12 protein-coding genes are annotated in these 11,857 nt (G+C 67.3%); 2 read left to right on the top strand and 10 right to left on the bottom strand.

The window, feature by feature from the left end; all coding sequences use genetic code 11:
• Positions 1–10: 10 nt before the first annotated feature.
• The 8 genes from ACT6S0_RS02460 to ACT6S0_RS02425 all read right to left on the bottom strand — a co-directional run bounded on the left by ACT6S0_RS02460 (position 11) and on the right by ACT6S0_RS02425 (position 9,086).
• Positions 11–301: a DUF1330 domain-containing protein gene (locus ACT6S0_RS02460; RefSeq protein WP_056271530.1), complete on the bottom strand. Its 291-nt coding sequence runs from the start codon at positions 299–301 to the stop codon at positions 11–13.
• A 58-nt stretch (positions 302–359) separates the two neighbouring features.
• Complete coding sequence (gene kdsA, locus ACT6S0_RS02455) at positions 360–1,217, bottom strand: 3-deoxy-8-phosphooctulonate synthase (protein WP_444762327.1); 858 nt, start codon at positions 1,215–1,217, stop codon at positions 360–362.
• Positions 1,218–1,219: 2 nt separating this feature from the next.
• The gene (locus ACT6S0_RS02450; protein WP_444762326.1) at positions 1,220–2,848 is read right to left on the bottom strand and encodes a CTP synthase; all 1,629 of its coding nucleotides are present in this window, start codon (positions 2,846–2,848) and stop codon (positions 1,220–1,222) included.
• A gap of 59 nt (positions 2,849–2,907) precedes the next feature.
• Positions 2,908–3,708 carry an alpha/beta fold hydrolase gene (locus ACT6S0_RS02445; RefSeq protein WP_444762325.1) on the bottom strand — a complete coding sequence of 267 codons (801 nt, stop codon included), beginning with the start codon at positions 3,706–3,708 and terminating at the stop codon, positions 2,908–2,910.
• A 43-nt stretch (positions 3,709–3,751) separates the two neighbouring features.
• Entirely contained in the window at positions 3,752–6,277 is a 2,526-nt protein-coding gene (mutS, locus tag ACT6S0_RS02440) for a DNA mismatch repair protein MutS (protein WP_444762361.1), read from the bottom strand.
• A 151-nt stretch (positions 6,278–6,428) separates the two neighbouring features.
• Positions 6,429–7,424: a hypothetical protein gene (locus tag ACT6S0_RS02435; protein ID WP_444762324.1), complete on the bottom strand. Its 996-nt coding sequence runs from the start codon at positions 7,422–7,424 to the stop codon at positions 6,429–6,431.
• Between the two features lie 193 nt (positions 7,425–7,617).
• The gene (locus ACT6S0_RS02430; protein WP_444762323.1) at positions 7,618–7,932 is read right to left on the bottom strand and encodes an energy transducer TonB; all 315 of its coding nucleotides are present in this window, start codon (positions 7,930–7,932) and stop codon (positions 7,618–7,620) included.
• Positions 7,933–8,156: 224 nt separating this feature from the next.
• Entirely contained in the window at positions 8,157–9,086 is a 930-nt protein-coding gene (locus ACT6S0_RS02425) for an inositol monophosphatase family protein (protein ID WP_444762360.1), read from the bottom strand.
• Positions 9,087–9,196: 110 nt separating this feature from the next.
• Between ACT6S0_RS02425 and ACT6S0_RS02420 the strand changes: the two genes are divergently transcribed.
• Positions 9,197–9,934 carry an RNA methyltransferase gene (locus ACT6S0_RS02420; RefSeq protein WP_444762322.1) on the top strand — a complete coding sequence of 246 codons (738 nt, stop codon included), beginning with the start codon at positions 9,197–9,199 and terminating at the stop codon, positions 9,932–9,934.
• 40 nt (positions 9,935–9,974) lie between these two features.
• Complete coding sequence (cysE, locus tag ACT6S0_RS02415; RefSeq protein WP_444762321.1) at positions 9,975–10,751, top strand: serine O-acetyltransferase; 777 nt, start codon at positions 9,975–9,977, stop codon at positions 10,749–10,751.
• Here the strand turns inward: cysE and mog are convergent.
• Both mog and yjgA read right to left on the bottom strand, forming a co-directional pair.
• Positions 10,744–11,328 carry a molybdopterin adenylyltransferase gene (gene mog / locus ACT6S0_RS02410; RefSeq protein WP_444762320.1) on the bottom strand — a complete coding sequence of 195 codons (585 nt, stop codon included), beginning with the start codon at positions 11,326–11,328 and terminating at the stop codon, positions 10,744–10,746. The two genes, cysE and mog, sit on opposite strands and share 8 nt — an antisense overlap.
• Complete coding sequence (gene yjgA / locus ACT6S0_RS02405) at positions 11,321–11,854, bottom strand: ribosome biogenesis factor YjgA (RefSeq protein WP_444762319.1); 534 nt, start codon at positions 11,852–11,854, stop codon at positions 11,321–11,323. The genes mog and yjgA overlap by 8 nt, the downstream gene beginning before the upstream one ends.
• Between the last annotated feature and the right edge of the window lie 3 nt (positions 11,855–11,857).

Here is an 11,857-nt window from a genome sequence, read left to right as displayed (position 1 = left end):
AATGCGGGCGTCAGACGCCTTCGATCAAAACCATGCGCATGACGGCGATGCCCTCGCGGGCCTCGCGCGCGGCGCCGTACTCGGGCGAGTCGTAGAAGGCCTGTGCGGCCTCGGGCGACGGGAACTTCAACAGCACGACGCGCTCGGGCGTCCAGTCGCCTTCGAGCACGGTGGTCTTGCCGCCGCGCACCAGCACCTCGGCGCCGTGCTGCTTCATGGCCAGCGACGAGAGGCGGCGGTAGTGCTCGTACTGCTCGGGATTGGTGACCTTGACGTTGGCGAGGATGTAGGCACTGGGCATGGCGAAGGAGCCTGTAGAAGTCGTGCGGATGAAGGTGCAGGCCCGCTGCGGGCGGCGGTCAGCAGGAGAAATCGTTCTCCAGCAAGGGCTGCTGCTTGACGACGCGGTCCAGCGCGACGAGCTGGGTCAGCAGGGTCTTCATGTGCCTGAGCGGCACGGCGTTGGGGCCGTCGCTGAAAGCCTCGGCGGGGTTGGGGTGGGTCTCCATGAAAAGCCCGGCCACACCCACGGCCACGCCAGCCCGGGCCAGCACGGGCACCATCTCGCGGGCGCCGCCGCTGGAGCCGCCCAGTCCACCGGGCTTTTGCACCGAGTGGGTGACGTCGAAGACCACCGGTGCGCCGGTGTTGCGCATCTCGGCCAGGCTGGTCATGTCGGCCACCAGGTTGTTGTAGCCGAAGCTCACACCGCGCTCGCAGGCCAGGAACAGGTCTTCGGGCAGGCCCACCTCAAGCGCGGCGGCGCGCGCCTTGTCGATGACGTTCTTCATGTCCCAGGGCGCGAGGAACTGGCCCTTCTTGATGTTGACCGGCTTGCCGCTTTGCGCCACGGCGCGGATGAAGTCGGTCTGGCGGCACAGGAAGGCCGGCGTCTGCAACACGTCGACGACGCTGGCGACCTCGGCCACCTGGGAGGCATCGTGCACGTCGGTCAGCACCGGCAGCCCGGTCTGGCGGCGCACCTCGTCGAGGATCTTCAGCCCCGCCTCCATGCCGACACCGCGCTGGGTGGTGCCTGACGAGCGGTTGGCCTTGTCGAAAGAGCCCTTGTAGATCAACGGGATGCCCAGCGTCGTGCAGGCCTCCTTCAGCAGGCCGGCAACGTCGAGCGACATCTGCAGGCCCTCGATGGAGCAGGTGCCGGCGATCAGGAAGAAGGGCTTGTCGATGCCGACGTCGAATCCGCAGAGCTTCATGGTCAGCCTTTCTTGTGGTCCAGCGCCGCCTTGATGAAGGCCGCGAACAGCGGGTGGCCGCCCCAGGGCGTGGACTTGAACTCGGGGTGGAACTGCACACCGACGAACCAGGGGTGGACCTCGCGCGGCAACTCGACCATCTCGGTCAGCTTCTCGCGCTGGGTGATGGCCGAGATGACGAGGCCGGCCTGCTGCAGGCGTTCCAGGTAATGCTCGTTGGCCTCGAAACGATGGCGGTGGCGCTCGGTGACGACCTTGCCGTAGATGTCGAAGGCCAGCGTGCCGGGCTTGACGTCGGAGCTCTGCGCACCGAGGCGCATGGTGCCGCCGAGGTCGCTCTTCTCATCGCGCTTCTGGATGCTGCCGTCGGCGTCCTGCCACTCGTCGATCAGCGCGATGACGGGGTGGGGCGTGTCGGGCTCGAACTCGGTCGAGTTGGCGCCTTCCAGGCCGGCCAGGTGACGGGCCACCTCGATGGTCGCGACCTGCATGCCCAGGCAGATGCCGAGGTAGGGAATCTTGTGTTCGCGGGCATATCGGGCAGCGAGGATCTTGCCCTCCACGCCGCGCTTGCCGAAGCCGCCGGGCACGAGGATGGCGTCGAACTTGCCCAGTTCTCCGACCGTCTCGGGCGTCAGGGTCTCGCTGTCGACGTACTCGATCTTCACGCCGGCGTGGTTGTGGATGCCGGCGTGGCGCAGCGCTTCGTTGAGCGACTTGTACGAGTCCGACAAGTCGGTGTACTTGCCGCACATGGCGATGGTGACCTCGGTCTTGGGGTTCTCGACCTCGTAGACCAATGTGTCCCAGCGCTTCAAGTCGGCGCTCTTGGTGTTGAGCTGCAGCTTGGTGCAGATGAGCTGGTCCAGCCCCTGCTCGTGCAGCAGGCGCGGCACCTTGTAGATGGTGTTCACGTCCCACATCGAAATGACGCCGTACTCGGCAACGTTGGTGAACAGCGAGATCTTCTCGCGCTCATCGTCGGGGATACGGCGGTCGGCGCGGCACAGCAGCGCATCGGGCTGGATGCCGATCTCGCGCAGCTTCTGCACCGTGTGCTGGGTCGGCTTGGTCTTGAGTTCGCCGGCAGCGGCGATCCAGGGCACGTAGGTGAGGTGGACGAAGGCCGTGTTGGTCGGGCCGGCGCGCAGGCTCATCTGGCGCACGGCCTCGAGGAAGGGCAGCGACTCGATGTCGCCCACCGTGCCGCCGATCTCGACGATGGCCACGTCCACGCCCTCGGCGCCGCGCTTGATGAATTCCTGGATCTCGTTGGTGATATGCGGGATCACCTGTACCGTCTTGCCGAGGTAGTCGCCGCGGCGCTCCTTTTCGAGCACGGTCTTGTAGATCTGGCCGGTCGTGAAGTTGTTGGTGCGCTTCATCCGGGTCGTGATGAAGCGTTCGTAATGGCCGAGGTCGAGGTCGGTTTCAGCGCCGTCGTCGGTGACGAAAACCTCGCCGTGCTGGAAGGGCGACATCGTGCCGGGGTCGACGTTGATGTAGGGGTCGAGCTTGATCAGGGTGACCTTGAGGCCGCGCGATTCAAGGATGGCCGCCAGGGAAGCCGACGCGATGCCCTTACCCAAGGAGGACACCACACCGCCGGTGACGAAGACGTATTTGGTCATGTCTTGCAGCAGCCCAGAACAGGCTGCTGTGGTGGGAAATCGAGATTGTACGAGAGCGTCTACGGCGCACTCAGCAGTTGCAGCACCAACTCGGCCGTCTCGTCTGGCTTCTCGAAGGGAAAGAGGTGGCCGCCCTCCATCCAGCGCCAGTTCTCACCGGCCAGCTTCTTGGACGCCGCCGCACCCGCCTGGCGCAACTCGTTGGAGCGCGTGCCCCCGACAAAGGCAACCGGGCATTGCGGCGGGCGCAGGCGCAGCAGCAGCGGCAGGTGGTGGGGCAGGGTGCGGTAGATGTGGGCCTCGACCTCGCGCGTGAAGCGCAGCCGCACCTGGCCGTCGGCCTCCTCGAAGCCGGCCTCGACATAGTCGAACAGCACGCGCGGGTCCCAGCGGGCGAACATCTTCTTGGCCGCGAAATGGCCATGCACCGCCTCGCGGTTGGGCCAAACGTGGCGGCGCTCGCGGGCGATCTTGGACGGGCCATAGCGGTGGATCAGGCCGGTCGTCTTGGCCATCGCGACGGCGGCGGCCTTCAGGCCCGACACGACGGGCGAATCCAGCATGACGAGGCGGCTGACCAGGTCGGGCCGGCGGCAGGCCGCCATCAGGCTGAGCATGCCGCCGAGCGAATGGCCGACCAGCACGACCTGACCCTCGGGCCTGACATCGTTCTCGATGAAGTCGATCAGCTGGTCGCGCAGCTTGCGCCAGTCGCCAGTGACGGGGAAGCGCGCGTCGTGTCCGAAGCGGTCCAGCGCCTCGACGCGCCATCCCGCTGCGCGCCAGTGCTCGAACAGCACGCGGTAGCAGCCGGCCGGGTAGCTGTTGGCGTGCGAAAACACGAGAGTGCCTACGCTCATGGCAGGCTCCGAGTGTTTCGCCAGAAAACGATGGTTCGACTGCTCATGCCTTGGCCAGCTTCTTCAATTGATAGAGGGCCTCAAGCGCGTCACGTGGTGACAAGGTGTCGGGATCGATCCCGTCGAGTGCTGCGATCAAGGCGCTGGGCTCGGGGGGGCCAGGCGGCGCGGGCGGCGCCGCGAACAGGTCGAACTGGTCATCCCCTGCGCTGGCGCGCGTCTCCAGCGCCTCAAGCGTCGCGCGCGCCTGCCGCACCAGGCTGGCCGGCATGCCGGCGAGTCGCGCGACCTGCACGCCATAGCTGCGGCTTGCGGGGCCGGGCTGCAGCTCGTGCAGGAAGACGATGTCCTCGCCGCTCTCGACGGCCGAGACGTGCCAGTTCTGCGCCATCGCGTGCTTGGCGGGGAACTCGGTCAGCTCGAAGTAGTGCGTCGCGAACAGCGTGAAGGCGCGGGTCCTGTCGTGCAGGTGGCTGGCGATCGCCGACGCCAGGGCCAGGCCGTCGAAGGTCGAGGTGCCGCGGCCGATCTCGTCCATCAACACCAGCGACTGGTCGGTCGCCGAGTGCAGGATGGCTGCGCCTTCCGTCATCTCCAGCATGAAGGTGGACTGGGCGTTGGCGAGGTCATCGGCCGCGCCGATGCGGGTATGGATGGCGTCCATCGGCCCGAGTCGGCAGCGTGTGGCCGGCACATAGCTGCCGATGGCGCCGAGCAGCGCGATCAGCGCGACCTGGCGCATGAAGGTGCTCTTGCCGCCCATGTTGGGGCCGGTGATGACCAGCATGCGGGTTCGCGCATCGAGCCTGCAGTCGTTGGGCATGAATTCCGCGCCGCCCATCTCGGCCAGGCGGGCCTGCACGACGGGGTGCCGGCCGGCCTCGATCTCCAGGCAGGGCAGGGACACGAACTCCGGCCGGCACCAGTTCAACGTAACGGCGCGCTCGGCCAGCGCTGCGAGAGCGTCCAGTGCCGCGAGCGTGCGGCCCAGCGCGGTCAGCGGTTGCAGGCGGCTGACCAGGGCATCGATCACCTGCTCGTAGAGCAGCTTCTCGCGCGCCAACGCGCGCTCGTTGGCGGACAACGCCTTGTCCTCGAAGGCCTTCAGCTCGGGCGTGATGTAGCGCTCGGCGTTCTTCAGCGTCTGGCGGCGCTGGTAGTCCGTCGGCACCTTGTCGACCTGGCCCTGGGTCACCTCGATGTAGAAGCCGTGCACGCGGTTGAACTGCACGCGCAGGTTGGCAATGCCCGTGCGGGCCCGCTCGCGGGTTTCGAGATCGAGCAGGAAGCCGTCGCAGTTCTGCTGGATGCCGCGCAACTCGTCGAGTTCGGCGTCGAAGCCGTCGGCAATGACGCCGCCGTCGCGCGTCAGCAGCGCCGGCTCCAGCGCAATGGCGCGTTCCAGCAGTTCCTGGATGTCGGCCGGTGGCGTCAGGCTGGGATCGCGCAGCGCGGCGGGCGTCACGGCGCGCAGCTGCGGCAGCACCTGCAGCGTTGCGCGCAGGCCGGTCAGCTCTCGCGGCCGAATCTGGCGCAGCGCGATGCGGGCCGAGATGCGTTCGACATCGCTGACCGATTTCAGCGCCTCGCGCAATGGCTCGAAGCCTTCCGCATGGAGGGCGGCAATGGCGTTGTGACGCGCGGTCGCTTCGGCCCGGTCCCGCTTGGGATGCAGCAGCCACTGCCGCAGCGTGCGGCTGCCCATGCCAGTCTTGCAACTGTCCAGCAGCGAGAAAACCGTGGGGCTGGGCTCGCCGCGCAGCGTCTGCGTCAGTTCCAGGTTGCGCTGGGTGACGGGCGGCAGGTCCAGCAGGTCACTGCTGCGCTGCACGCGCAAGGAGCGCACGTGGGCGAGGGCGCGGCCTTGCGTGTGCTCGGCAAACGCAAGCAGGGCGCTCGCCGCGGCATGGGCGCTGCCAAGTTCGTGCGCGTTGAAGCCCTGCAGGCTGGCCACCGCCAACTGTTCGCAGAGCTTGCGCTGGCCCAGCGACGCGTCGAACTGCCAACTGGGCCGGTTGGTGACGGGAAAACGCGCCCGCATGACGCCTGCGGGCTGCTGCTCGCGGTCAACGAGGACCTCGGCCGGCGACAGGCGTGCCAGCCACGCCGGCAGCTCCACGTCGCTGCATTCGGCCAGACCAATCTCGCCTTGCGTCAGCGACAGCCATGCCAGGCCATGGCGGCGGCCGCTGCCGCAGACGGCCAGCAGCACGGCATCTTGCTTGTCGGCCAGCAGTTCCGTATCGGTGATGGTGCCGGGCGTGACGACGCGCACCACCTTGCGCTCCACTGGGCCCTTGCTGGCTCCGACCTCGCCGACCTGCTCGGCAATCGCCACCGCCTCGCCGAGCTTGATGAGCTTGGAGAGATAACTCTCCAGCGCATGGACCGGAACGCCGGCCATGACGACGGGCTGGCCAGCGCTCTGGCCGCGCTGTGTCAGCGTGATGTCCAGCAGCGCATTGCACTTGCGGGCATCGTCGTAGAAGACCTCGTAAAAGTCCCCCATCCGGTACAGCAGCAGCGTGTCCGGGAAGTCAGCTTTGAGCCCAAGATACTGGGCCATCATCGGCGTGTGGCCGTCGAAATTTCTCTCTATCGACGGCTCGTTGGCTTGCTGCGGTGTCTTCAAGATGGGGCGGGCGCCCTGGCGGTGAGGACGTCAATGGAAACGGCGGATTCTCGGGCCATTTCCGCGCAGCGCCCCACCGTGCGGCGCCTCAGCGCCGCGTGGCCGCCGTGTGGCGCTTCAACCAGCCCAGCAAGCCCAGCCCTGCCAGCAGCAACAGGCCCGGTGGCGCTTCGGGCACCGGCGCGTTGATGGCCAGGTTGAAGTCGGTGCCGGTACCGGAGCTCAGCGCGTAGCTGGCCACCAGCGCATTGCCGCGGTAGACGCCGTCAATGCCGCCCCAGCGCGCCGTGCTGCCGAAGGAAGACAGGCCGTCGGCCTGGGTGAAGGTCTCGCCGTCCGTGAAGGTGACGCCTTGGGCATAGCTTCTGGCGTAAGCCCAGAAGCCGATCTCGAAGGGTTGGCCGAAGACGAAGGGCACCTCGACGCCGATGGTAGTGTTGCCGAAGCTTCGCGTGCCGTCGGCCCATCCGTTGTAGCCACCGGCGCTGGCGTTGGTGCAATAGGCATAGCCAGCCTGGCAGCCGGCGGTCGACCCCATACCGATGCCGTTGATCTTGAACTCCGCGAATGACTGCGAGAAGAAGGGGCCGACTGAGGCCAGAACGCTGCCACTGATGAGGACATGGGCCTTCAACGTGCCCGCGGTTCCATTGGCTGCCTGGGGACTGGTGATCAGTAGCGTGTCCCACCAGCCCGCGTTGGATTCCGCCATAGCCCAACTGCCGTTGAGCACATAGAGGCCGGCATTGGGCACGCCCGTCGCGGTGCTGGCGGCCGTGACGCCGGCGGCGCCCGGCGCCGCCCAGCCGCCGGCGGCGGCATTGGCAATGGGTCCCGAGCCGCCGGCGGCCATGGCCAGTTGCGACGCACCGGCGGCGATCAGCCAGCGTCCCTCGCGGGAGTCCTCGCCTTGCAGATAGCTTTGCACGTCCGGCCCCGTGCTGGGGCGGTAGGAGCTGAAGGTTTCGACCCGTGCGCCGGCCTCGGTTTCCCCGGGTGCCAGCGCCAGCGCGGTGGGTACCCAGAGCAACGCGGCGGCTGCAAACGACAGATGACGGAGGCTGGTCAGCAAGGCGTGTGACATGCGCGGTCCCTCGGTGGTGACGAATCGGGGAGTGTGCAAAAGAAGCCTTGTCCGAAGTGGGACACCCCCCTTGGTCGCGGGGTGTCCTGTCCTCGCTCCTTCAGCGCGACCGGGCGGCACAAAGCAAAGGGCCGGAAGCTTGCGCTCCCGGCCCTTGTGGCGTGCTTTTTGAGCCGCTTGGCAGCGGATGGACTCAGTCTTCCGACTTGAACACCAGCTTGACTTCATGCGTCTGGGCGGCGCCGGTTCCCTCGAACTTCCACTGGCTCAAGGCCTCGGTAGCGGCGCGGTCGAACACGCGCTTGGGTTCGGCTTCGACGATGGCGACGTCCGAAACCTTGCCGTCGCCGGCGATGGTCATCTTGGCGCGCACGCTGCCGGCGCTGATGTTCTTCTTGATGGCCTCGTTCGGGTACTCAGGGGCGACCTTCTTCAGAACCTTGGCGTCGGCATGGGCCAGTGATGCGGCGGCGACGAGGGCGAGGGCGAGGGCGAAACGGGCAAGCATCGGTAGCGACTTTCGGGCAGGTTGGATGGACGGAATAGAGCGGTTTCGACCGCGTTGCTGCACGCATTCTGTCCATCCGAGCCCCCACAGGTAAGGGATTCGGCCGTGCAGAAGTCACGCAGCCATGGGCGGGTTAGCCCGGAGTCGCGCTGGCTGCCAACTCGTTCACGGCCGGAAACGACGAAGCCCTCGCAAGGAGGGCTTCGAGTCGGACCAATCACGGCTCAAAGCGGCGCGTCGTCGGCCTTTTCATCCCGCTTGATGCGCACCGGGGCGCGCTTCCTGGCCACCGGCGCAGCCTCGGCATCCGGGGCGGGAGCGGGCGCGGCGGCGGTGTCTTCTTCCTTGATGACGCGGGTGTAGGGCGACAGCATGGTCACCAGTTGGGCGTAGATCTTGGGGTTGCCCGCAACGACCTCGCGCTGGTGCAGATAGTCGGCCTCGCCGGTGAAGTTGCCGATCAGGCCACCAGCCTCGGTGATGATGAGCGAGCCGGCCGCCACGTCCCAGGGCTGCAGTCCGGTCTCGAAGAAGGCGTCGTAATAGCCAGCGGCCACGTAGCACAGGTCGAGTGCCGCAGCACCCGGTCGGCGCAGGCCCGCGCAATGCTGCATGACTTCCTCGAACATCTTGACGTAGCGCTTGAAGTTGTCGCCGCGGCGGAACGGGAAGCCGGTACCGATCAGCGAGTCGCTCATGCGGGTGCGCTTGGACACGCGCAGGCGGCGGTCATTGCAGAACGCGCCGCGTCCCTTGGTGGCGTAGAAGAGATCGTTGCGGGTCGGGTCGTAGACGACGGCCTGCTGCACGACGCCGCGGTGGGCCAGCGCGATGGACACGCAGTACATCGGCAGACCGTGGATGAAGTTGGTGGTGCCGTCCAGCGGATCGATGATCCAGACGTATTCGGAATGCTTGGCGCCGTGGGTGCGGCCCGACTCTTCGGCGAGGATGCCGTGGTCCGGGTAGGCGCCCAGCAGCGTCTCGATGATCACCCCTTCTGCAGCGTGGTCGACCTCGGTGACGAAGTCGTTCGGGCTCTTGGTATTGATGCGCAGAGCTTCGAGGTCCAGCGAGGCGCGGTTGATGATGGCGCCAGCCGCACGCGCCGCCTTGATGGCGACATTGAGCATGGGATGGTGGGACGTTTGCAGCATGCGTGGCACTCGCTGGGGAAGGGGCTGACGGGAGGAAAGAGCGGCGGTTCACCACGAGGGTGGCCCGGATAATCGCGCGATTCTAGCCGCCGACCCCGAGTAAACCCGTGGAATCCTCACGCTTCGTTCTCGTCAAAACCAGCCATGCCGGCAACGTCGGCGCCACGGCGCGGGCGATGAAGGTGATGGGCTTCAAGGACCTGGTGCTGGTGGCGCCACGCTTTGCCGATGTGCTCTGCCACGAGGAAGCCGTCGCCATGGCCAGCGGGGCGGCGGACATCCTGGCTCGCGCCCGCGTCGTCGACACGCTGGCCGAGGCACTGGACGGCGTGGACTTCGCCTGCGCGACCGCCATGACGCCACGCGACTTCGGCCCGCCGACGCACGAGCCACGCGCGCTGTTCGCCCAGCTGGCCGCCCGTGCAGCGGCGCCGCGGCTGGCGCTGGTGTTCGGCTCCGAACGCTACGGCATGAGCAACGAGGACGTCTACCGCTGCCATGCAGTGCTGAGCATCCCGACCCACCCGGACTACGGCTCGCTCAACCTCGCGCAGGCCGTGCAGTTGCTGGCCTACGACCTGCGCCAGTCGCTCGGTGGCTTCGGCGTGCAGGCGCGCACGCCGGATGCTGAAGTGGCCGATGCACGCGCCGTCCAAGGCCTGCTGGAGCACCTGCAGACCGCGCTCGTGGATGTCGGCTACCTCGACCCCGCCGCGCCGAAGAAGCTGATCCCGCGCCTGAACCAACTCTTCAATCGTGCGGCGCTGACGAACGAGGAAGTCCACATCCTGCGCGGTATCGCGAGGCAGATCAGCAAGACCGTAGTGCCAGCAGGCTCAAAGTAGCCGCACCTAAACTGGCCCGCCCTTCTCCCCTGGCAGCACCATGTTCCAGCGCCTGCGCGAAGACATCGACCTCATCCTCGAACGCGACCCGGCGGCCCGCTCGGTGTGGGAGGTGCTGACCTGCTACCCGGGCCTGCATGCGCTGATGTTCCACCGCCGCGCCCACTGGTTCTGGCAGCGCGACTTCCAGTGGCTGGCGCGCTGGATTTCGCACTGGGGGCGCTTTCTCACCGGTATCGAGATCCATCCCGGCGCGCGCATCGGCCGCAAGGTTTTCATTGACCACGGCATGGGCATCGTCATCGGCGAGATGGCCGAGATCGGCGAGGGCTGCACCATCTACCAGGGCGTGACGCTGGGCGGCACCTCGCTGGTGAAGGGCGCCAAGCGCCATCCGACGCTGGGCCCCGGCGTCATCGTCGGCGCCAATGCCTCGGTACTCGGGGGCTTCACGGTCGGGGCCGGCGCACGCATCGGCTCGGGTGCCGTCGTCACCAAGCCGGTGCCGGCGGGTGCCACTGCGGTGGGCAACCCGGCCCGCATCATCGAGGCCGCCAGCGAGCAGGCCCGCGAGCAAGCCGCTGCCAAGATGGGCTTCTCGGCCTATGGCGTGACCCAGGGCGACGACCCGGTGGCCATGGCCATGCGCGGCCTCATCGACAGCGCGTCGGGCCACGAGCACCAAATCGCGCTGCTGTGGTCGGCCGTCTGCAAGCTGTCGGAGCGGCAGGGCCAGCCGGTGGGCGACTGCGTGCCCTGCGATGCCCAGCGCGACGAGAACTTCGACGCGGCCGAGCTGACCCGGCTCGTCAAGTAGCCGGCGGCCGCTGCGCCGACTTCGGCCGGAAGGCCTTGCAGACCTCGTCGCGCGTTGCCAGATAGGGCCCGCCGATCAGGTCGATGCAATAGGGCACGGCCGCGAAGATGCCGCTGGCCCTTTCATGGCCGGCCAGCGTCTCCGCAATCGCCTTGGGCTGGCCGGGCAGGTTGATGACCAGCGCCTTGCCGCGAATGATGGCGACTTGTCTCGACAAGATCGCCGTCGGCACGAAGTGCAGCGAGATCTGGCGCATCTGCTCGCCAAAACCCGGCATGACACGGTCGGCGATGGCCAGCGTTGCCTCGGGTGTCACGTCGCGCGGTGCGGGGCCTGTGCCGCCGGTGGTCAGCACCAGGTCGCAGTGCTCGACGTCGACAAGCTCGACGAGCGCGGCCGAGATGCCGGCCTGCTCGTCGGGGATCAGGCGTGGTACGAAGCTGATTGGGTTGTGCAAGGCGCTCGTCAGCCAATCCTTGAGCGCCGGCAGGCCCTTGTCCTCGTAGACGCCCGTCGATGCGCGGTCGCTGATCGACACGATGCCGATACGGACGAGTGCAGGGACGGCGTCACTCATCGGCCGCGGCTTCCGATGCCTTGATGAACTGGAACAGCTCGCGGTAGGCGCGACCGCTGCGCTGTTCGGGTTCGTTGGCCGCGTCCTTGCGCGCCGCGCGCACGAGGTTGCGCAACTGCTGGATGTCGACCTCGGCGTGCTGGGCCAGGAACTCCTGCAGCGCCTCGTCGTTGGCGAGCAGACGCTCGCGCCAGCGTTCGGACTGATGCAGCCGCAAGCTGTCCTGCGCATGGCCGAGCTTGAAGGCGGCCACGGCCTCGCGGATGGGCTCGGGGTCGATCTTGCGCATCAGCTTGCCGATGTATTGGATCTGCCGGCGCTTGCCCTCGAAGTTGGTGATCTTCTTGGCGTGGCGCAGTGCGTCGTGCAGGATCTCGGGCAGGGCCAGCGGCTCCCAACGCGACTCGGGCAGGGCCATCAGGTCCTCGCCAAGCTTCTGCAGCGCGGTCATGTCGCGCTTGAGCTGGCTCTTGCTGGGGCGGTCGAAGTCGTCGTCGTCTTCGAGTTCAGGGATGGGATCGTGCATCGC

Source organism: Roseateles sp. (assembly GCF_052436255.1).
Classification (GTDB): Bacteria; Pseudomonadota; Gammaproteobacteria; order Burkholderiales; family Burkholderiaceae_C; genus Pelomonas.
This window is presented reverse-complemented; position numbering and strand designations above follow the sequence as displayed.